Below are 21,566 nucleotides of genomic sequence, written 5' to 3'. Positions count from 1 at the left end.
GCAGTGAGGCGGGCAAGCCGTAGAAGATCCCTTATGGGCGCTTCATTTTGCAAGTTGTTGCGCTATCCATGGATGCCATCACAACTGTTGACTCGGTACGAACACCGTAACCGGAACCGTCATAGTCGAAATCCAGACCATCGTTGGTGTGAACACCAACATGCATGTCTTGGATCGCTTGGTGATCCTGTGGACGCATAAATACTTTACCGCCCCACATGCTTTCGTACTCCATGCCTTCCAACGCATTGGCAACAGCAACAACATCATCAGCAGTACCCGCTGCAGTGATTGCATCACCCAGCATACCGATCACGTTAAAGATACGGCTTTGGTCGATGTTACCATCTGGATACTTCGCCTCGAACGCTTCGTATGTTGCGCGGGCTTCTTCGGTAGCAATCGGGTTGATGCCACCCTGAGAGATCAGACGAATACGGTCTTTACCGCTTTCACCAAATGCGCCCGTGATACCGGAACCAGCAGCGTAGTAAGTATAGATTGGACCTTCAAAGCCGTTCTCGATAACCGACTTACCCAGACCAAGCATGTCTGCGCCCCAGTTACCTGTGATCACCGCATCAGCACCGGAAGAAACGATTTTACGCGCATATGGCGTAAAGTCTTTAACCTTACCAATTGGGTGCAGTTCATCGCCAACGATTTCGATGTCGGCGCGCTTCTCGCCCAAGAACTTGTTCGCGGCGGCAGCAACAGCCTTACCAAAGGAATAGTCTTGGCCGATCAGGTAAACTTTTTTGATACCTTCATCAGCAGCAATAACATCCGTCAGCGCATCCATTTTGATGTCTGCGTTTGCATCAAAGCGGAAGTGCCAGAAGTTACATTTGTCGTTTGTCAGTGCTGGATCAACGGCGGCGTAGTTCAAGAACAACACGCGGCTTTCTGGGTTGCGACGGTTGTGCTTGTCGATTGCTTCGGTAAGCGCGTTCGCAACACCTGAAGAGTTACCCTGTGCGATAAATCGGATGCCTTGGTCGATCGCGACCTGCAACTGGATCAGCGACTCTTTCGGGCTGATCTTGTTATCAAACGCAACGATCTCCACTTGCTGGCCATCCAGCAAACCGCCTTTTTCGTTGACCATGTGATCAGCAGCGAATTCAAACTGATGTAGGCCATTTGTACCCGTGCTGGCAAAAGGGCCTGACAGTGGGTCGATAAATGCAATCTTGATATTTTCAGCAAAAGCAGCACTTGCGCCGACGATCAGTGACAATGCGGATACCGCACCGAGTTTCGTGATATTCTTCATGTTGTTCCTCCCTAGGACAGCCCGTCGCTATCTGCGATCTTTATAAATGAGCCATACCAAGAGACTTACATACCCCCACAGTAAGTCAAGGACTCAAGCACTAGTATCACTGCGGTTTTTTTAAGCGTGACGTAGGGAAACTTTTGGCACCCCTGCACAAGAATAAAGCAATAATATTAGCACAGGAATATAAGCTATTGAATCAAAATGATAATTTTTGAGACATCGTTGAAGATTTCAACGGTTACGCACGCGCTGTTTTTGAAACAAAAGTGGGACGCGCCCAGTATTCCAACCACAAAAAGTGAATGGTAAACGCGGCCAACGACGCTCGATAAGTAACACATGGGTTACAGTTCGTTCCGCTATGCGGAACAGGCGTCCATTGGCAGTTCGCAAATTTGAAAACGAATCTAAAACGCGTTTCTACTATTCTTGGGCACTCAGCGATTCAGCAAGTTTAACCAGCCGTTCAGCATAAACCGCCTCAAGCTGCTTGCGTTTTACGCGGTATGACGGGCCTCCAACATTAAGGCCGTAAACGCGGCCGTCACTCAAAGAGTGGACAGGAACAGCGATGCCATTCACATCAGAACGCCAGTTTCCGTACCCTGTGCAAAAGCCATTGGTTTCATATTCCTTGAGCGCCTCTGCGTAACATATGCGGGCTTCACGTTCCATTTCTTCGCTCTCTTGGCGCGCAAATGTAAAAATTTGTTCACACCGTTCTTCCGGTGTTACTGCCAAAATGGCCTTGCCAATCGCAGACCGAAACAGCGGCAGCCGCGTCCCGACACGCACCATCAATGTCACCTCTTCGGTGGAGGTTTCTGTCGCAAGGTAGATCACTTCGGTCCTGTGCTGCTCTCCGAGAGAAACAGTGACAAACGGATTTGGGCCATCCACCCGCAGCGCATGCATTTCGTGTTTTGCGCGGTCCCGCATGTCCATTGCTGCCAGACGGCTAAACCCCAACCGCAACACACCTGCGCTCAAACGGTACGTCCCGACACGGCTGTCAGCGACAAGGTAATCCAATGCGCACAGTGTATGGGTCAGGCGTGAAATCGTCGCTTTGGGCAGGCCCGTACGTTCGGAAAAATCGCTATTGGTCAGCGTATGATCGCCACGGCGAAAACACCGAAGCAATTCAAGCCCCCGTGCCAGCGCCGTCACAAAATTGCGGTCTTTTCCTTCTGGATCTCCGTCGAAATGATCCATGCTCAACCCCGCTTGAGGGCATCAAGCCCGTGCTGCGCAAACACTGGTACAAACGCACCAACCTTCATCGCACGCTCTGGGTTAGAAGCATTGCCATCCAACGCGCGTTTCAGCACACCCTGAATGATTGCAGCCATCCGAAAGAACGTGAACCCTAGATAATATCCAAAGTTATCAATGCCGTTTAGGCCGCGCCGTTCGCAATAAGCTGCAATGAATTCTTCGTCACTTGGCAACCCGTGAGCTGCACGATCTAGTCCACCCATACCGCGGCCTTCAGAACCAGCAGGCAATTGCCATTGCATAATCACAGCGGCCAAATCCGCAAACGGATGCCCTGTTGTGGACAGCTCCCAATCCAAAACTGCGCGGCAATCCGTGCTAGTGGCGTCAAAAATCATGTTGTCGATGCGGTAATCACCGTGCACCAATGTGCGCTGGCCATCATCCTCAGGGCGTTCCCCTACCAAGGCATCCATCAACTGGTCCATTGCTGGAATATTCTGCGTCTCAGAAGCGCGGTATTGCTTTGACCAACGTCCAACCTGACGTTCAAAATAATTGCCCTCTGGGCCATAATCCCTAAGGCCAACCGCGTTGATATCAACACTGTGCAGCGCGGCCAAAACGCGGTTCATCTCGGTGATAACCTTGCCACGGTCCACCATTGAAACATCCGGCATTGCAGGTTCGTTAAAATTGCGGCCAGCAACATGATCCATGATGTAAAACATTGACCCGATCACACTGTCATCTTCACACAGCAGGTGCATCTTAGACACTGGCACATCAGAACCATGCAGCGCCTTTTGAACACGAAATTCACGATCAACCGCATGTGCCGATTTCAGCAAAACGCCCGGTGGCTTGCGACGCAGCACATACGAATGCGCAGGCGTTTTGAGCATGAACGTAGGATTGGATTGACCACCCTGAAACTTAGTGACCTCCATCGGTCCTTCAAAACCAGGCAATTCTTTGGACAAATAGGCGTGAACGGCCGCTTCATCTAGGGTCTGTGTATCGGTCATGAGAAGCGGTCCTAACTGTAACTCATCAACTTGGCGCCATCCGGCGTCGCGTAATGCGGGGTGGCGTTGAACTCGTTCAACGAAAACAAGCTACCCGAAAACATAAACCGCGTCATGGCTGCATTTTTGATTTGAAGATTTAAGTTCATCATATGTTGCGCTGGGGCATGTAACGACGCTGCCGTAAGTTGCCCAATGACACCACCAGAACTGATAACCAAAACACGTTTGGCATCCGTATCCACGGAAAATGCCCGCGCTGCCTCAACGCGGGTGCAAAAAGCGTCCCACGTCTCGTAGGGGTTTTCGATCTCGTCACGTTGCCATGCAAAAACGGTCTCGCGCAGCGTGCGAAAATGGACCTTACGATCCCCCTGCACCAGATCAGGAATTCCGTCCTTAAACCGCGCGTTCAACAGGTCGCTGAAATCATATTCATTCAGGCCCGCATGCTCTTCACGATCAGGTTCAAAACCCATCTCTGTTGCTGTGTCAATCTGACGATTAAGCGTTCCCGTGACCACGCGATCAGGCGCCCAGCCCATGCCGCGCAGCCATTCTCCTGCTGCGCGCGCCTGTTGACGGCCAAGATCGGACAGAACATCATAGTTCTCCGCCCCGAACGAGGCTTGCCCGTGGCGAATGACCAAAAGCTCAGCCATTCAGGGCACCCTCACGCGTCTGCACTCGCATCATGAAAATTCCGCCGCCAGCTTTTTGCCCGCAGCAAAATATTCAGCTGCCATCCTGTCGATAATGTCAGCAGCTGGCCCAACAGATTTGATCGCACCAATACCTTGGCCGGAACCCCAAATGGTTTTCCATGTCTTTGGTTTTTCGCGGTCCCCGCCAAAATTCATCGACGACGCATCAGCGGTTGGCAGATTGTCGGGATCCATACCCGCAGCAGTGATCGACCCTTTAAGGTAATTTCCCCAAACGCCAGTGAACAAAGATGAATACACAATGTCTTCCGCGCCGCTATCCACGATCATGTCTTTGTAGGATTGATCGGCGTTAGCCTCATCCGTGGCAATAAATGGCGAACCCGTATACCCCAGATCAGCGCCCATTGCGCGGGCGGCCAGCAGGCTTTCACCCGTTGCAATCGAACCGGACAATGCGATGGGACCATCGTACCATTCACGAATTTCGCGCACCAAGGCAAAGGGGGATTGTTGGCCTGCGTGCCCACCAGCACCAGCAGCCACAGCAACCAAACCATCAGCGCCTTTTTCAACGGCCTTCTTGGCAAAACGATTGTTGATGATGTCGTGCAAAACAATACCGCCACAGCTGTGCGCGGCCTCATTCACTTCTACACGTGCGCCCAGTGAGGTAATCCAGACAGGCACCTCATGCTTGACGCAAATCTCTAGATCGCGGTCCAACCGAGTGTTGGAACGGTGTACAATCTGGTTCACCGCGTAGGGTGCCGCAGGAGTATCAGGGTTCGCTTGGTTGTGACGATCAAGCTCTTCTTTGATTTCTGTCAGCCATGTATCGAGCAGCGGATGCTCTCCCTCGCCTTCGCGTGCGTTCAGTGCAGGGAAGGAACCAATGATGCCCGCCTTACATTGCGCGATCACCAGCTTTGGCACCGAGATGATAAACAATGGCGATGCGATCAGCGGAATGCGCAAACCTTGAAGCGCCTTAGGAAGATGGGAGTCGTTGCGGGCCATAGGGCCTCCTAGATTCATGTTGATCGTAAGGGGGCGGGAAAACCCGCCCCTCTTGTTTGCGAAACGCAAGGTTTAGAGAACCTCGAACAGGCCTGCAGCACCCATGCCGCCGCCAACACACATGGTGCAGACAACGTATTTGGCACCGCGGCGTTTGCCCTCGATCAGCGCGTGGCCAACCATACGTGCGCCGGACATGCCGTACGGGTGACCAATAGAAATCGCGCCACCGTTTACGTTCAACAGCTCATCAGGGATGCCCAAAACATCACGCGACTGGATAACCTGAACAGCAAACGCTTCGTTCAATTCCCACAGACCGATATCTTCGATCTTCAGTCCATGTGCCTTAAGAAGGGGCGGCACAGCATAGATCGGGCCAATGCCCATTTCGTCCGGCTCACACCCTGCGGCCATCACACCCATGTAGCGACCCAGTGGCGCAAGGCCCATCTGCTCGGCTTTTTTGGCTTCCATGATCACAGTTGCGGAGGCACCATCAGACAGCTGGGACGCGTTGCCCGCAGTGATGTATTTGCCTTCTTTGATGGTCATGCCGTCTTTGAACACTGGCTTCAGACCGCTCAGCATTTCAGCAGACGTGCCCGGGCGGTTGCCCTCATCTTTGGACAGCGTCACTTCGTGCTCTGTGATCTCTTTAGTTTCTTTGTTCTGCACCATCATCTTGGTGGTCATTGGCACGATCTCGTCGTCGAACTTGCCCGCTTCTTGACCTTGGTGCGTGTTTTCTTGGCTGCGTGCGGCGTATTCGTCCTGACGCTCACGGCTGACGTTGTAGCGCTCGGCCACTGTCTCGGCTGTTTCCAGCATAGACATGTAGATCGCTGGTTTGTTCTCTTTCAACCAGTCATCCGCCTTTACGCGCATGTCAGCGGTTTGCACCATCGAGATGCTCTCAACGCCGCCACCGATGACCACATCCATACCGTCTGTGATAACCTGCTTGGCCGCAGTTGCGATTGCCATCATGCCGGATGCGCACTGACGATCCAGCGACATGCCTGCAACAGTTACAGGCAAACCTGCGCGAACGGCGGCTTGACGTGCAATGTTACCACCAGAGTGACCCTGCTGAAGCGCAGCACCCATGATGCAGTCTTGAATTTCTGCCGGATCAACGCCTGCGCGCTTCACCGCATTTTCAATGGCGTGGGCCGCCAATGCCTGTGGTGTCGTGTTGTTGAATGCACCGCGATAGGCTTTGCCAATCGGGGTACGGGCCGTGGATACGATTACTGCGTCACGCATAGTTTTTCTCCTAATTTACCAGTTTAGCTTTAGGCCTTTGGCCTTTGCTGCATTGAGGGCGTATTTCTTGGTCTGGCCGAACGCGCCGTCCAGTTGTTCTTGGTCTTGTGGATCACAGATTTGGTTGAACTGTGCGGCCACCGCTTCGGGTGTATTTTCATCCCCCATCAGGCTGATGCCTTGGGTTTCGTAAACCCGCGTCTCGGCGTAGCTGCCTGCACCTGCACCAAGGATCACTTGGCTTGGGGCGTCTTCGCTCACCAGATACAAAAGACCCGGTGTGATGGTTTCTGGCGCCAGCAGTTCTTGTGCCTCTGGTGGCAACAAATCTGCGGTCATGCGCGTGGCCGCTGTGGGGGCCAACGTGTTGACGCGAATATTGTCGCGCGCACCTTCCATGTGCAACACATTCATCAGGCCCAACATCGCAGCCTTCGCCGCGCCGTAATTGGACTGACCAAAGTTGCCATAAAGGCCAGACGCCGAAGACGTCAAAACCACACGCCCGTATTTCTGTTCACGCATAATCGGCCAGCAGGCGTGTGCCACATTTGCTGTGCCGATCAGGTGAACATCCACAACCTTGCGAAAGGCCGACATTTCCATTTTGGAGAATGTCTTGTCCATCAGGATGCCCGCGTTGTTGACACAAATATCAATGCGCCCCCATGCGGCCATCGCCTGTGCAACCATGTCTTTGACTGCATCCTCATCCGAAACGTCAGCACCATGCGCCATCGCCTCGCCGCCCATGGCTTTGATTTCCTCCACAACCGACAGCGCCGCCTCGGATGACGTGCCCGTCCCATCACGAGACACACCCAGATCGTTTACAACAACCTTGGCACCGCGCGCGGCAAGACCCAGCGCGTGCGAACGCCCAAGGCCAACCCCCGCACCGGTTACAATCGCAACGCGGCCATCAAACCGGATATCCATTAGTGCATCGCCTGTTCAAAGATGTTCGGGCCAGACATGACATTGATGCCACCCGAAACAGGGATCACAGCGCCAGTGATATAGGCACCACCGCGTCCACACAGGAACAGCACGCAACCGCCAATATCTTCGTCGCGACCAACGCGGCCAATCGGCACATCATCGCCAACGCGGGAGCGCATATCTTCATCATGCGTGGCAAAGGCGGTCATCCGGCTAACAAACGGACCAGGCGCGATGCTGTTGACGGTGATATGATCACCCGCCAGTTCCTTGGCCAAAATCTTGCTGATGTGGATCACGGCGGCCTTGGAGGTGGCATAGCTGTATGCACCATCGCCCATCTCGCGTTCGCCCATCACTGATGCAACATTAACCACGCGCGCAGGATCATCAACCGTACCGGATGCCTTGAGCATCGGCAGCAGTTTTTGCGTCAGATCAAACAGACCCGCCACATTGACGTCCATCACTTTTGACCATGCCTTGAACGGGAAATCCCCCAGCGGCGCGCCCCATGTGATGCCCGCATTGTTCATCAAAATATCCAGCGTATCGGTGCGCTCTTTCACAGCGGCCACCAGCGCATCAACACCTTCTTCAGTGCCAACATCACCAGCAAATCCGATGACCTTGCCCGAAGCGCCCATCGCATTGAGCTCTTTAGCAACCGCCTCACAGGCATCGCCCTTACGGCTGGCAATCAGAACCGTTGCGCCTGCGCGCATCAGCGACTCTGCGGCCATACGGCCAATGCCGGTTGCCCCGCCTGTGACCAGCGCAGTTTTACCTTCCAACCCAAACAGCGTTTGAATATCCATCTCTAAAATCCTCTCGCAGCGGCGACTTTTTCAGCGTGGTAGCTGTAGTCGCCCAACCATTCGGCGCTCACACGCGCACGTTTCATGTAAAAACCCATATCAAAGGCATCGGTCATGCCAACACCACCGTGCATCTGCACCCCTTCTTGCACCGCAAGGATCGCAGTCGATGTCGCCTTTGCCTTGGCAAGGGATACGGCCATTTCCGCATTGTCAGGGTCACTGTCTAGCAACCGACCCGCGTTCAAGATCGCAGATGCCGTGACTTCCGTCTCACACCACAAATGCGCCGCGCGGTGTTGCAGCGCTTGAAAGCGGCCAATCTCAACACCGAACTGCTTGCGCTCTTTCAGATAGCTCACGGTCATGTCCAATGCGCCAACCGTAAGGCCCGTCATTTCGGCGGCCAATGCCGCCTGACCTGCCTGCAAAGCGGGCTTTAGAATATCCATCGCGCTGTCGACCTGCCCCAAGACATCATCGCCTGTGGCCTCAACATCATCAAAGTTGATCTTAGCCGCGTCGCGCGCATCAATCATGTTGGACTGCGCACGCGTGATACCCGCACGGTCCGCTGGAATATCAAACAAGGTCAAACCATCAGCTGTCTTGGCCAACACCAGCAAACGATCCGCCATGGCACCATCCACAACAAATGTCTTTTTGCCCGTCAGGCGAAAGCCGTTGCCATCAGCCTTAGCTTCCATCGCTGATGCATCAGGATCATGTTTGATCCCCTCATCCACAGCCAGCGCATAGGTCACATCGCCACTAGCGATTTTGGCCAAGGCCGCCATCGCGCGATCATCGCTGACCTGACGCAGGGCAGTTGCCGCAATCACAGCGCTGGAAAGAAACGGAGACACTGCCAGCGTCTTTCCCATTTCCCGCGCAATTACATTCGCCGCTGCAAACCCCATGTCAGAGCCGCCCGCCGCTTCGGGAACCAGCACGCCGGCCCAGCCCATGTCAGCCATTTCTTTCCACAGCTTGGCGTCGTGAGTCTGGCCCTCATCGCGCAACTTGCGGAAAGCACTCACAGGTGCTGCGCCATCCAGAAATCCGCGCGCCATATCGGCGAGCATGGATTCTTCTTCAGTCAATACAAGCTTGTTCATGCTGGCAGCCCCAATACACGGCGCGATACAATGCTCAGCATTACCTCGCTCGTGCCTCCTTCAATTGAATTCGCTTTTGTGCGCAGCCAATCGCCCGCACGGTTGCCCACATCGCCGTCCCATTCCAGCGCAGCAGAACCGCCCGCCGTCATCATCAGCTCATGACGCTGTTTGTTCAGCTCGGTGCCCATGTATTTGAGCATCGCGGATGCATCACCCGCCCCCTGCCCTGCTTCGGCTTGGTCTTTGTAACGTTCCAGCGTGAGACCAATGGCCAGCGCGTCGATCTCACAACGCATCGCATCTGCGCGCAATGTCGCGTCCAGCGTTTCCATCGTGTCCGTCAAAACCGCACCCAATGCACGACCGCCACCAGACAACCCAGCACCACCGCCAGAGATCATTTCGCGCTCGTGGGTCAGTAGATACTTCGCAACATCCCAGCCGCGGTTTTCCGTGCCAACGATCATTTCCTTGGACACTTTCACATCGGTAAAGAACGTCTCGCAGAACGGCGAAATGCCAGAGATCATTTTAATGGGGCGGGTTTCGACGCCAGCGTCTTCCATGTCGATCAACAGGAATGAAATGCCTTTGTGCTTGGGCGCTTCACGGTCGGTGCGCACCAGCGCAAAAATCTGGTCCGCTTTGTCAGCGTAGGATGTCCAGATTTTCTGGCCGTTGACCAACCAGTGATCGCCTTTGTCCTCGCCGTGGGTTTGCACATTCGCCAGATCAGATCCTGCGCCCGGCTCGGAGTAGCCCTGACACCAGCGCACTTCACCGCGCGCAATCGGGGGAAGATACTCGACCTTCTGCTCTTGTGTGCCAAAATGCAGCAAGGCGGGCCCAAGCATCCAGATGCCAAAGCTCTCCAGCGGTGAGCGCGCATCGATGCGGCCCATTTCTTCGTGGAATACTTTTTCCTGTTCGCGGTTCAAAGCAGCACCACCACAATCAACAGGCCATGTCGGAACAGTATAACCCTTGGACGCGCAACGCTCTAGCCACTGCTTTTGCGCATCAGACGTAAACACCCAGTTCTTACCGCCCCAGCAGATGCCGTCTTCGGACATCGCGCCGTCGCGCATTTCCTGAGGACAATTCGCCTCCAACCACTCGCGCAACTCTGCGCGAAATTCTTCTGTCGATTGAGCGTCGGACATCCGCAATTCTCCCGTTTAACGTGCGCGGCCTTTTGCGGGCCACCATTCCGCAGAGCAGAATTGCATTTCGATATTCGATTGACAAGTAAGAGTTGCACTGGCCCATTGCAGACAAATAATCCTGAAGGAGACCCCGAAATGAAAGCAATGCTAAGCCATGAGCCAGGCGGCCCCGAGACCCTGAAGCTCACTGAAATGGACACCCCCGCACCAAAGAAAAAACAGGTTCTAATTCGCGTACATGCCGCCGGGTTAAACTTCCCCGATACCCTAATTATTAAGGATATGTATCAAATGAAGCCCCCGCGCCCCTTTGCGCCGGGTGGTGAAATTGCTGGCGAGATCGAGGCGATTGGCGAAGGCGTAACAGGACTGTCTGTGGGCGACCGCGTGCTGGGAATGACAGGCTTTGGCGGCTTCGCGACTCATCTGTGTGTTGACGCCGCGCGGGTCATGAAGATCCCTGATGCGATGCCTTATGACGAAGCGTCATGTTTGGTGCTTACCTACGGAACCTCGCATCACGCCCTCAAAAACCGTGCCGAAATCCAGCCCGGCGAATCGCTGTTGATCCTTGGTGCCGCTGGCGGCGTTGGTGCCGCCGCGATTGAACTTGGCAAAGCAGCCGGTGCGCGCGTGATCGCTGCGGTGTCTTCCGAAGAAAAAGCGCAGTTCTGTCGCGACCTCGGTGCGGATGAGACAATCATCTACACCCGCGACATGGATAACCGTGATGCGCAAAAAGCGTTCTCAAACAAAATCAAAGAACTTGCCGGCGGTGACGGCGTGGATGTTGTGTATGACGCTGTTGGCGGCGCCTATGCAGAACCCGCCATTCGCGCAATGGCATGGAAGGGCCGCTTCCTTGTTGTTGGATTCCCTGCTGGCATTCCAAAAATCCCGCTGAACCTGACGCTGCTAAAAGGCTGCCAGATTGTTGGCGTGTTCTGGGGTGCCCACACCCTGCGCGAACCAGACGCACATGCCGAAAACATGAGTGATCTGTTTCGCATGTACGCAAGTGGCCAGATCAAGCCACGCATTTCCGCGCGCTTCCCCCTAGAAAAAGCGGCAGATGCACTGAACCTGATGATGGACCGCAAGGTACTTGGCAAAGTCGTATTGGACGTCGATTAAACCCCGATGACTTATTCCATCAAAACCAAAGCGTGGCGCGCCTTACAGATGCGCCACGTCGTTATACCCACGCAGGATCATTTGATCACCGTGAACAACCACGCGGCTGATCGAGCCGTTGTTGGCACCCATAAATCCAAAATTGCGCGAACCCGTCGCAGCAGCCAGCGCCGCACCAACAACACCGCCATGCACCACAACCGCAACCAGTTGATCGGGATGCGCAACTGCAATTCTGCGCAACCCTCGGACAACGCGGGTTTGCAGCTCAACGAATGTTTCAGCCCCGGGCAACTCTCCCCAGCATTCCTTTTCTTTTGCGCGCAGGAAGATCGGATCGTTTTCCGCAGCACGAAACCGGTATTCGCCGCCATCCCATTCCCCAAAGGAAACCTCACGCAAGTCCGCCTCGACATTCGGCGTGATCCCCAAAGCAACTGCAAGCGGTGCCGCCGTTTGGTGCGTGCGCTGCATTGTCGTAACGTAGATCGCGTCAATCGCTTCGGATTTCAGACGCTCCCCCAAAGCCGTCGCTTGCGCGTGGCCCTCGGGGCGCAGCGTCGGGTTTCCCTGCCCGTCAATCATCGGGAACATCTCGCCTCGAATGGCAGCTTGTGTTTCACCGTGCCGGATCAACAGCATGTCGCAAGCCCCTGCCTCTGGAGTAAACCGATGTTGCCGCGCTTCGTTACTCATAGCCAATCCTTTTCATTTTCCGACACAGTAGACCTAAGGACCGCACCATGACAAACCGCCAAATCATCGTCACCGAGTTGCCCACTGGCGAATTGACCCCCGACAACTTTGCACTGTCAGAAACCGCCATGCCTGTTCCGGCAGCTGGCGAAGTGTTGTTGCGCGTCATTCTTATGTCAATCGACGCAGCCAACCGGACCTGGATGCAGGGCGCAACCTACCGCGCGGCTGTAAACGCAGGCGACGCCATGCCCACCTATGCGATTTGTGAAGTGGTTGAATCCAACTCCCCCAAGCTGGCCGCAGGTGACCTCGTCGCCGCCGAAGCCACTTGGTCTGATTACATCACCATCCAAGGCCACAAAGCAACCAAACTGCCACCCGTCCCAAAACTGTCCAACCTGATGTCAGTGTTCGGGGTCGCAGGCAAAACCGCCTACCATGGCCTGATGTCAATCGGCCAACCCCAGCCGGGTGAAACGGTTCTGGTGTCTGCCGCCGCCGGATCGGTCGGCGGCTACGTGGGCCAGATCGCAAAATCGCTGGGCTGCCGCGTGGTTGGTATCGCGGGCGGCAAGGAAAAATGCGATTGGGTGATGGAGCAGCTCGGCTTTGACGCCTGCATTGATTACCGCGCTGATGGTCTGTTCAAAGCCCTGCGCGCCGCCTGCCCTCAAGGTGTTGATGTGTATTTCGACAATGTGGGTGGCACCATTCTGGAAACCGCCCTCAACCTTATGAACGAACGCGGGCGGATTGTGTGCTGTGGCGCCATTAGCCAATATCAAAGCACCGCGCCTACTGGCCCGCGCAACCTTCCCGGTGCGCTGGTCGTGAAACGCCTGCGCATGGAGGGCTTTATTGTGATGGATTTTGCCCACAATGACGCAACCGCCATTCGCGCCATGCAAGGCATGATGGAACGTGGCCAGCTCAAGGTTACCGAAGATATCGTTGAGGGATTAGAAAACGCACCAAGTGCGCTGATCGGATTGCTCAATGGCGACAACAAGGGCAAGCGCATGGTGCGCGTGTCTGCTGATCCAACATGAGGAGGACGCGCATGTCCGCATTACAAACCGCCCTAACAGAATCTAAAAAGCTGATCGGAACCGAAGTTGGTGTATCCAAATGGATCACCGTCGATCAAAAGATGATCGATGACTTTGCCAAGACAACCCAAGACGAACAGTGGATTCACGTCGATCCAGAACGCGCCGCCGCCGAGACCCCTTTTGGTGGTTCAATTGCCCACGGGTTCCTGACGCTGTCGTTGGCCAGCCGGTTTGCCTATGATTGTTTTAACATGCTGCCCGGCCAATCCATGGGCATCAACTATGGCATGAACAAACTGCGGTTCTTGAAACCTGTCCTTGCAGGCAGCCGCCTGCGCGGCCGCTTTACCTTGCAAAAAGTCACATCCAAAGGCCCCACAAACATGTTGCGTGAGAACCTTTTGACGATCGAGATCGAGGGCGAAGAAACCCCTGCCCTTATCGCCGAATGGCTTGGCCTTGCAGTGTTCGAAGACTAACTTTGCGGCATGGCCTGATCCGCACATTGGATCAGGCCATCTGCATTTACGGCTTGGCGTTGAAGGTAAACAGCGTCTCGCCACCGATGGTATAGGTGTTGATCAGTTCCGCCGCCTTTGGGCTTGTCAGCCATACCTCTAGCTGTGTTGCCAATTTTGATTTCACATGTGGGTGCAGCTCTACGCTGACGGGTAGATAGGCGTATTGATTGAACAACACCGGATCGCCGGAAAACAGCAGCGCCAGCTCCCCCTTATTACCAAAGTTAAGCCAGCTGGCCCGATCAGCCAAAATATACGCCCCCAAACCTGACGCGGTGTTCAGCGCAGCGCCCATGCCAGCCCCCACCGCATTGTACCAAGAGCCGAAGCCATCCGCGCCCAGCCCGGCATCGTGCCAAAGGCTTAGTTCTTTTTTGTGTGTACCGCTGTCATCGCCACGGCTGACAAACGCTGCTTGGCTACTTGCTATAGCCCCAAGAGCGTCACTGGCTGTGGTCGCATTTGCCACAGTTGCTGGATCACTCTCAGGTCCAATGACAACAAAATCATTGTACATAATTTCAATGCGGTGCGGACCATACCCACCAGACACAAACGCTTCCTCGGCTGCGCGGCTGTGAACAAGGATCGCATCCACATCCCCCGCCTGCCCAAGTTTGAGCGCCTGTCCCGTTCCAACAACCAAAAGCTGCACTTCTAGTCCAAGGTCCTCTGCAATAACGGGCAATAGGACATCTGCCAAACCGGAGTTATGGAATGAGGTTGTAACCGCCATACGCATCGTTTCCTGCGCCATGGCCGTACTGGTCCAAACCATCATAACCAAAGCAACAATCATTCGTTTCATTCCACAATATCTCCTCTAAGGAATGCCTATGCCTGAGACATCTCAGACCCATTGAAATACAACTCGACGCCCCGCGTTCACGCACCTGTCCATACAACATGAACAGTACCTTATCTGCCAGACAGCGCGTTTGACCTAGATCATGGGCTGAAAAGAACTCGTTTGTTGCCTTGCCGACTGACGGCAAGGGTAACGACCTCAATCTGACAGGTGGTGCTGCGGTTACTTTCTTATGTAGTGATCTTGTCTGCATCTTATCCAGGATGCCATACCGCCATAGTTGAAAAAGCGTCGCCGCACGTAGAAAAAGCGCCAACTGGACCTTGGAAATTCAATCAAACGACGCAAGTAAATCCATCGCAGTGACATGATCAAATTGCACATGGCGTGTCATCAATGCTTCGGCTTCGTCACTGCGCCGATCAAGGATCGCTTGGGCAATTTCTGCGTGCTCGGCCGCTGATGCCTTGATCGCACCAACAGTACGATAACGCGCGCGGTAATAGGCCATCAATTTTCGCGCATTGGATTTGATCATCTCTAGCAAATAGGGATTACCCGATGCCTCACCCACAAGGCGGTGAAAATCAAGGTTAAGCTGGTAATATTCATTGGGATGCCCATCGCCATGTGCTGCATGATGCGCGCGACACGCCGCAACGATACCGCGCAAAGCATCCGCACGCGCAGGCGAAAGACGCCGCGCAGCCAATCCAGCCGCCTGCCCTTCCAGCTTTGCATGCACCTCCAAGATCGCAAGGAATTCCTCAAGCGTGGGACGAAATACAACAACCCCCTTGCGGGGCTGACGCGACACCAATCCGTGCGCCTCAAGTTGCAACAACGCCTCGCGCAACGGAGTGCGTGAAATCTCAAGTTCGGCAATCAGCGCATCTTCGGCAATCACATCACCGGGGTCCAACACCCCCGCGTCGATCTTTGCCAGAATGGTGTCCATCACCATTTGGGTTTGTGACCCCATTGTTTACTCCGATGGCACAGTCAAAGAAATGCCGTCCAGTTCTGCGCGCATTTCAATCTGGCACGACAGGCGGCTTGCGGCAGTGCGTTCTACCTCGGTCGCGTCTAGCATGGCATCTTCAAAATCACCAACCTCGCCAACTTTCTCCAGCCAATCTGCATCCACAAAAATGTGGCACGTCGCACAAGACAGGCATCCGCCGCAGGCGCCTTCGATCTGCGGAATGTCGTTGGCAACCGCCGCTTCCATTAGGTTGGTTCCCGCAGTCACATCCGCTGTTTTGGTGCTGCCGTCCGGCAGTGTCCATGTTGCTTTCATCGTTCAGCCCTCACAAGAATGGAATGTAAAAATCGCGCAGCGCCGCGTGATCCATCGAGGCGGTCTTTTCAACTTCCGCTTCGCGCATAAACAGCTGGTTGTCCACCAGCTCCCGACCAACAGCCTCAGCCAGCACAACATCAGCGGTTAGATCAGCCAATGCCCCTGCCAGCCCTTCTGCGACGCCCTCATCTGCATCAGTCAACTCGAACCCATCACCAGTCTCTAACGCACGCAGATCGTATGAATTATCAACACCCAACAAGGCCGCCTGCAAGACAGAAGCCACGGCGATATAAGGGTTGGCAGAGGCGTCTGCCATCCGGTGCTCCAAACGCGCCTTGGCGCCACCTTCGGCACTTACCCGTGTGGTGACATTGCGGTGGTCACCGCCCCAATTGCGCCAATACCCAGACAGGCTTGCGGGTTGCAGACGTTTATAGCTCAGGGTTGTTGGTGCGACCAATGCGGCAAGGCCGCGGTGATGTTCTACCAAACCACTCACACATCCGCGCGCAAGATCATTCATGTGATCGGGGCCGCTTTTGCCATTTTGCGTCAACGCATTATTGCCGTCGCTGTCCACAAAGGAAAAATTGATGTGCATGCCAGAGCCACCCGCCTGCTCCATCGGTTTGGGCAGAAAGCTAAGGACAACGCCATGCTCCAGCGCAACTTCACGGGCCAAAAGGCGGAACAGAATAATGTCATCAACCGCCCTAAGCGCATCATCGAATGTAAGCGTATATTCGAACTGTGACGCATCATATTCCGCTGTGATCATATCCAGCTTGAACCCCAGCGCAGTGGCCCGTTCCCAAATCGCATCATTAAATCCGAGCGGATCAGTGGTAGGGCCAGTGCCGTACACCACAGCCCCTGGCGCATCATAGGGAACCAATGTTCCATCATCGCCGTGTTGAAAGGCAAACGCCTCCAGCTCAATCCCTATCTTGGGCGACAGGCCTTTGGCCTCCCATGCGGCAGTCGCGCGCTTCAACGCTCCGCGCGGACAAACACCCAAAGGGTCGCCGTTATGATCATAGAGATCGCCCAGCACTATCTTTGTGTTCGCATGCCAGCTGTCGCGGATATCCTCACCGCGCCAACGCAGTTCCATGTCCGGCAACCCCTCTAGCATCATTGAGCCGGGAGACGGCAGTAAATCACGATCAAAATGCACCCCAAACGTTGATCGGCAGAACCGCGTGTCATCGTCGCCTATCTTGGATGGCGGCAGGTATTTTCCGCGAATTAAGCTTAGGTGGTCGCAAAATATTGCGCGCAAACGATCTGGCATGTTGGCCTCCCTCAGGACAAATGGACAATGACGGGCAGGGATTTGATCCCACCGACAAAATTAGAACGCAGGAATTTGTGCGGACCAGCCGCCTCAATCCCAATGATGCGTTTGGCTAGTTCTTCGAACAAAACCCGCACTTCGAGCCGCGCAAGCCACATGCCCAAACACACATGCGGGCCGCCCTGCCCAAACGATACGTGCTTGTTGGGGCTGCGCATCAAATCAACCCGCATCGGATCCTCAAACGCATCTTCGTCGCGGTTGCCCGACGCAAACCAATAGACAACCTTATCCCCTGCCTTGATGGTTTTGCCATGCAGTTCAAAATCCCGCATCGCAGTTCGGCGGAAATACGATGCTGGCGTTGCCCAACGGATGATCTCATCTGGTGCCGTCTCCCAGACATCGCCACGTTGCATTTGGCCCAACAGTTCTGGTTGGTGGCACATCGCCTGCAATCCTGCCGCAATGGAATAGCGCGTTGTGTCATTACCCGCCGCAACCAATAAGCAGAAAAAGTTTCGAAATTCTATATCAGAAATCACGCTGCCATCAGGACCCGGCTGCATCATCAGATGCAGAATACCATCCGTATCGCCGGCCGCATTTTTGCGTGCCATCAGATCCTTGGCATAGGCATACAATTCCGCCCCAGCCGGTGAGTTAAACGGCATCAGCCGGAACTCATCCGTTGTCATCTTGTCCAGCACATGATCCGTAAATTCAGGGTCTGTATTGGCGATTAGCGCATCACCTTTCTCGACCAACCAAGGCAGATCTTCCTCGGGCGTGCCTAGAATGCGGCCCAGCATCCGCATGGGCAGTTCCCGCGCAATCAGCTTGGTGGCATCAAACGTTCCTTGCGCTAACGCCTTATCCAAAATCTCGACACAAAGGTCCCTGATCTGCTGTTCAAATCCAGCGATCACATTCTTTGAAAACGCCTTTGCCACCTTGATGCGCGCATTCATGTGCTCGCGCCCATCTGTTTCCTGAAAGGTCCGCCGCGCAATAACTTCCTCTGGCGATTGATCTTCGATCCGAATTCCATGTGCCGACGAAAGAAGATCACTTTGACGGTTCAGCGCAAGAATATCAGCTTGCCGCGTGACGGACCAAAACCCCCTCCCCTGCGCATAAGGCGTCCAGCTGACAGGGTCATCCCTGCGCAACCGTGAGAATGTGTTGTGGGGCGCTCCCTGTGCAAAACTATCGTGAGACGCAAGATCGGCAAAGCCATCATCCTCTGGAACCCAAACTGTCATAGCTTCTCCGTCTTGCAAGATTCTAATTATATTTATAATGTTCAAAATTATATTATAATCGTTTCTGAACTTGTAAAGGAAAATTTATGCGCTTGGCCATCCTGATGACCAACACGGATGCCAGTACTTTTGCGCAACATCACCCCGATGATGGGCAAAAGTTCTCATCTTTAGTGCACCGCGTCCGCCCCGATTGGGAAATCGAAGTCTATCCCGTCAAGGATGGTATTTTTCCCAGCACCTTAGAATTTGACGGGCTATTGATCACTGGTAGTCCTGCGTCGGTGCATGACGGCTCCCCCTGGATTTCCACACTCGAAGAACTGGTTCGCACAGCCATCGACAAAAAGATTCCCATGTTTGGCGCGTGCTTTGGCCATCAGGTGATCGCACGCGCATTGGGGGCAAAGGTTGGCTACAATCCGGATGGGTGGGTCCTTGGGCGAATTGAGACTACATTCGAGGATAGTGGTTTAACTGTGCCGCTTTATGCCGCGCATAAGGAGCAAGTGCTGTCTCTGCCCAAAGGCGCAAAAATAGTGGCGCGGACACCGGGATGTGAGATCGCGGGTTTTGCCATCAACGACCACGTTCTCACCACGCAATACCATCCAGAAATGACCAACAGCTTTGTCAAAGCACTGCTAAACGCCTTTGCCGATGACATCGGCAAAGAAACCACCGACGAGGCTGCCCAAACATTGATCAAGGACACAGACCTAGATGCGTTGGCAGAATGGATAGCTTTGTTTTTCGAACAGGCAGACACATAACCAGCGCATACTTCCTAAGAACTAAACCCAAACTCTATATTTAGGAACACATTAAGCCGGACCTGTTAGCGCACAGTCCGCAGATTAATATGGTCCAACAATGACAATTGTGACTTCTGCGAGGTCTGGGCAAGTTGTTCAAACGTGCGGCCCAAATGGGCCTCCGCATGCAAGACTACCTCGGCCGCTGCACGGGCGTCTTCACCAGCATCATGGTGCTGAAACTCCAGCCCCAACGCAGTCTTTAAGTGCCCTAGCCCGTGTCCGCCGTTGCCCTTGAATTCAGGCCATGCTTGGCGCGCGATCTTTACGCTGTCGCTCCAGCTGAGGTCTGGGGCAGGCAAGCGGTACGCCCGACAGGCCGCATTTAACGCAGCCTTGTCAAAGTTGCTGTGTTGAACAAGGTGATGGGAATAAAGCAGCTCATGAAGAGCAGGCCATACCTGTGGGAATGTAGGCGCCCCCATAACGCTGTCTGGGCCAATCCCATGCAGCCGCGTATTGAAGCTATCAAACTGCTGTTCAGGATCGACATAGCTTGTCCAGCTATCAATCTTCCCCACTGTGTCAACGCAAGCAATCCCGATTTGGCAAATGCTCGCGACATCATTGCAGGCCGTCTCAACGTCCAACGCGATAAACCGAAAAGGGCCGCTTGGAATGGGGGTGAACAATGTAATCATCTACTTCACCGTAATACTGCATGCGGCGAGTCGCCAGTGAGGAAACCACGGGATTGCCATCCCAGCCCGTAAATAGAAATGGCGGCCCAACACGGACCGCCATAAAAGCCATTTAGAACAGTCTGACCAGTTTAGCCGTCTGTTTCAGCTTCTGTCACAACTTCTACTGCTGGACCAACTGAAACTAGATATGCCCAAACATTTGCCGCGTCCTGCTCTTTCTTGAGCTTAAACGACATCTTAGATTTCGCACGTGAATCCCCAGTAGCTTCGATAAGGAATTTCTTTGGGTCGGCTACGAATTTGGTAAAAGATTCTTCGTCCCAGGTGACGCCAGCTTCGCCTGCCTCAATCGTGGACTTGCCATATTTGAAATCACTAGAGCCAGCAACTCGGGTATAAACACCGTAAAGGTTTGGCCCTGTACGGCCCCCTTTTACGATCTTATTGCCTTCAGCGTCAGCAATTGTGTGGCAAGACTTACACTTGTTGAAGACCTTGGCGCCTGCTTCGGCATCGCCCGTTGCATGGCCGTCAGCAAATGCTGGCGCACTCAAAAGGGCCATGCCCAATGCCGTAAATGTGAATAGTTTCATTTAGTTCTCCTAGAACTTCACTGCAGTGGCGCGCCCAATGAACTTATCGCGCAGGCCATTGATGCCGATGCTTACAATATTCTTGCTAAGACGAAAGCGCGCGTTCGCCTCCTGCTGGATTTCAGCCTGTCAAATGTATCACGGCCCCCCCGCGCGAAGTAGACCTATATTTGCGGCGCGGTGTCGCAGGGGCACAGTGTTCCCTGCCCTTTTTGGCGAAAGTTCGCACCATAGCTTTAGCCCCTTGGCCCTGCCCCCTATTGCCGTTAGACCCACGCGCATCTGACGGGCCTCTTTGCAGAGCATCGCGTCTGGTCCAGCCCTTGCGGAGAGCCTATGACAAACATTTTGATCCCCGCGTGGATTGATGGAGCGTTACAGCCCATTGAGAAGCTTGAAGCGCATTTGCGTGGGTTACGACACAAAGCAGTGTCCGTCTTTTTAATGGCTGATGATGCCCTGTTAATCCAACGCCGCGCACTGGGAAAATACCACACGCCTGGTCTCTGGGCGAACACGTGTTGCACGCACCCCCATTGGGGTGAGGACGATGTCACATGTGCTGTACGGCGGATGGAGGAAGAATTGGGCATTAACAACGTCCAACCCCTGCCCCGCGGTCAGGTCGAATATCGTGCAGACGTTGGCGGCGGCTTGATCGAACATGAGTTGGTTGAAGTTTTTATTGTGACTGGCTCTCAGGGTACGGCTCTTACACCAAATCCTGACGAAGTTATGGACACGCGCTGGGTCACGTTGGATGCTCTTCGGAGCGAGATAGCAGAAACTCCTGAAATCTTCACACCTTGGTTGAAGATATATATGGAGCAGCACAGCGCGCTCATTTTTGGCAGTTCGGATTAGCCTGTTTTATATCTTTCCTAACCTAAAACAAAAAAATAG

General features: G+C 54.2%; 23 protein-coding genes. 5 read left to right on the top strand and 18 right to left on the bottom strand.

The features are described 5' to 3' along the window. Positions 1 to 31 precede the first annotated feature (31 nt). The 10 genes from V7775_RS16925 to V7775_RS16880 form a co-directional block, all read right to left on the bottom strand. A complete protein-coding gene (locus tag V7775_RS16925; RefSeq protein WP_335753091.1) occupies positions 32 to 1,276 on the bottom strand; it encodes a branched-chain amino acid ABC transporter substrate-binding protein in 1,245 nt (414 codons plus the stop codon). A 429-nt stretch (positions 1,277 to 1,705) separates the two neighbouring features. Next, positions 1,706 to 2,497, bottom strand: coding sequence for an IclR family transcriptional regulator (locus V7775_RS16920; protein ID WP_335753090.1), 792 nt, complete (start codon positions 2,495 to 2,497; stop codon positions 1,706 to 1,708). A 2-nt stretch (positions 2,498 to 2,499) separates the two neighbouring features. Then, on the bottom strand, positions 2,500 to 3,528 hold the full coding sequence (locus V7775_RS16915) for a phosphotransferase family protein (protein ID WP_335753089.1): 1,029 nt from the start codon (positions 3,526 to 3,528) through the stop codon (positions 2,500 to 2,502). Between the two features lie 11 nt (positions 3,529 to 3,539). After that, on the bottom strand, positions 3,540 to 4,190 hold the full coding sequence (locus V7775_RS16910; protein WP_335753088.1) for a histidine phosphatase family protein: 651 nt from the start codon (positions 4,188 to 4,190) through the stop codon (positions 3,540 to 3,542). 30 nt (positions 4,191 to 4,220) lie between these two features. Next, positions 4,221 to 5,213: an NAD(P)H-dependent flavin oxidoreductase gene (locus V7775_RS16905; protein ID WP_335753087.1), complete on the bottom strand. Its 993-nt coding sequence runs from the start codon at positions 5,211 to 5,213 to the stop codon at positions 4,221 to 4,223. 72 nt (positions 5,214 to 5,285) lie between these two features. Next, positions 5,286 to 6,482: an acetyl-CoA C-acyltransferase gene (locus tag V7775_RS16900; protein ID WP_335753086.1), complete on the bottom strand. Its 1,197-nt coding sequence runs from the start codon at positions 6,480 to 6,482 to the stop codon at positions 5,286 to 5,288. Positions 6,483 to 6,497: 15 nt separating this feature from the next. After that, positions 6,498 to 7,421 (bottom strand): SDR family NAD(P)-dependent oxidoreductase, encoded by a 924-nt coding sequence (locus tag V7775_RS16895; protein ID WP_335753085.1) that lies wholly within the window; start codon positions 7,419 to 7,421, stop codon positions 6,498 to 6,500. After that, the gene (locus V7775_RS16890; protein WP_335753084.1) at positions 7,421 to 8,242 is read right to left on the bottom strand and encodes an SDR family oxidoreductase; all 822 of its coding nucleotides are present in this window, start codon (positions 8,240 to 8,242) and stop codon (positions 7,421 to 7,423) included. The genes V7775_RS16895 and V7775_RS16890 overlap by 1 nt, the downstream gene beginning before the upstream one ends. Positions 8,243 to 8,244: 2 nt before the next feature. After that, positions 8,245 to 9,360 carry an acyl-CoA dehydrogenase family protein gene (locus tag V7775_RS16885; protein ID WP_335753083.1) on the bottom strand — a complete coding sequence of 372 codons (1,116 nt, stop codon included), beginning with the start codon at positions 9,358 to 9,360 and terminating at the stop codon, positions 8,245 to 8,247. Then, entirely contained in the window at positions 9,357 to 10,526 is a 1,170-nt protein-coding gene (locus tag V7775_RS16880) for an acyl-CoA dehydrogenase family protein (RefSeq protein ID WP_335753082.1), read from the bottom strand. The genes V7775_RS16885 and V7775_RS16880 overlap by 4 nt, the downstream gene beginning before the upstream one ends. A gap of 138 nt (positions 10,527 to 10,664) precedes the next feature. On the opposite strand from V7775_RS16880, the gene V7775_RS16875 reads away from it, so the two are divergent. Next, a complete protein-coding gene (locus tag V7775_RS16875; protein WP_335753081.1) occupies positions 10,665 to 11,663 on the top strand; it encodes an NADPH:quinone oxidoreductase family protein in 999 nt (332 codons plus the stop codon). A gap of 42 nt (positions 11,664 to 11,705) precedes the next feature. On the opposite strand, the gene V7775_RS16870 is transcribed toward V7775_RS16875, so the two are convergent. Continuing rightward, positions 11,706 to 12,359 carry a histidine phosphatase family protein gene (locus tag V7775_RS16870; RefSeq protein ID WP_335753080.1) on the bottom strand — a complete coding sequence of 218 codons (654 nt, stop codon included), beginning with the start codon at positions 12,357 to 12,359 and terminating at the stop codon, positions 11,706 to 11,708. Between the two features lie 47 nt (positions 12,360 to 12,406). On the opposite strand from V7775_RS16870, the gene V7775_RS16865 reads away from it, so the two are divergent. Together V7775_RS16865 and V7775_RS16860 are read left to right on the top strand one after the other, a co-directional pair. Beyond that, entirely contained in the window at positions 12,407 to 13,411 is a 1,005-nt protein-coding gene (locus V7775_RS16865; protein ID WP_335753079.1) for an NADP-dependent oxidoreductase, read from the top strand. A gap of 11 nt (positions 13,412 to 13,422) precedes the next feature. After that, entirely contained in the window at positions 13,423 to 13,893 is a 471-nt protein-coding gene (locus tag V7775_RS16860; protein ID WP_335753078.1) for a MaoC family dehydratase, read from the top strand. A 46-nt stretch (positions 13,894 to 13,939) separates the two neighbouring features. Here V7775_RS16860 and V7775_RS16855 read toward each other — a convergent pair whose 3' ends face one another. The 5 genes from V7775_RS16855 to V7775_RS16835 form a co-directional block, all read right to left on the bottom strand. Next, positions 13,940 to 14,743, bottom strand: a complete 804-nt coding sequence (locus tag V7775_RS16855; protein ID WP_335753077.1) for a substrate-binding domain-containing protein — start codon at positions 14,741 to 14,743, stop codon at positions 13,940 to 13,942. Between the two features lie 331 nt (positions 14,744 to 15,074). Then, on the bottom strand, positions 15,075 to 15,725 hold the full coding sequence (locus V7775_RS16850; RefSeq protein WP_335753076.1) for a GntR family transcriptional regulator: 651 nt from the start codon (positions 15,723 to 15,725) through the stop codon (positions 15,075 to 15,077). Between the two features lie 3 nt (positions 15,726 to 15,728). Then, entirely contained in the window at positions 15,729 to 16,043 is a 315-nt protein-coding gene (locus V7775_RS16845; protein WP_335753075.1) for a 2Fe-2S iron-sulfur cluster-binding protein, read from the bottom strand. A gap of 10 nt (positions 16,044 to 16,053) precedes the next feature. Beyond that, positions 16,054 to 17,343, bottom strand: a complete 1,290-nt coding sequence (locus tag V7775_RS16840; RefSeq protein ID WP_335753074.1) for a glutamine synthetase family protein — start codon at positions 17,341 to 17,343, stop codon at positions 16,054 to 16,056. Between the two features lie 11 nt (positions 17,344 to 17,354). Continuing rightward, complete coding sequence (locus V7775_RS16835; RefSeq protein WP_335753073.1) at positions 17,355 to 18,611, bottom strand: cytochrome P450; 1,257 nt, start codon at positions 18,609 to 18,611, stop codon at positions 17,355 to 17,357. Positions 18,612 to 18,697: 86 nt separating this feature from the next. Here V7775_RS16835 and V7775_RS16830 point away from each other — a divergent pair, with 86 nt between their 5' ends. After that, positions 18,698 to 19,384, top strand: a complete 687-nt coding sequence (locus tag V7775_RS16830; RefSeq protein ID WP_335753072.1) for a type 1 glutamine amidotransferase — start codon at positions 18,698 to 18,700, stop codon at positions 19,382 to 19,384. 65 nt (positions 19,385 to 19,449) lie between these two features. Here V7775_RS16830 and V7775_RS16825 read toward each other — a convergent pair whose 3' ends face one another. Both V7775_RS16825 and V7775_RS16820 read right to left on the bottom strand, forming a co-directional pair. After that, a complete protein-coding gene (locus V7775_RS16825; protein ID WP_335753071.1) occupies positions 19,450 to 20,067 on the bottom strand; it encodes a 3'-5' exonuclease in 618 nt (205 codons plus the stop codon). Positions 20,068 to 20,198: 131 nt separating this feature from the next. Continuing rightward, the gene (locus tag V7775_RS16820; RefSeq protein ID WP_335753070.1) at positions 20,199 to 20,663 is read right to left on the bottom strand and encodes a c-type cytochrome; all 465 of its coding nucleotides are present in this window, start codon (positions 20,661 to 20,663) and stop codon (positions 20,199 to 20,201) included. A 336-nt stretch (positions 20,664 to 20,999) separates the two neighbouring features. Here V7775_RS16820 and idi point away from each other — a divergent pair, with 336 nt between their 5' ends. Next, positions 21,000 to 21,527, top strand: a complete 528-nt coding sequence (idi, locus tag V7775_RS16815; RefSeq protein WP_335753069.1) for an isopentenyl-diphosphate Delta-isomerase — start codon at positions 21,000 to 21,002, stop codon at positions 21,525 to 21,527. Positions 21,528 to 21,566 lie beyond the last annotated feature (39 nt).

Source organism: Sulfitobacter sp., assembly GCF_036960155.1.
Lineage (GTDB): Bacteria > Pseudomonadota > Alphaproteobacteria > Rhodobacterales > Rhodobacteraceae > Sulfitobacter.
This window is presented reverse-complemented; position numbering and strand designations above follow the sequence as displayed.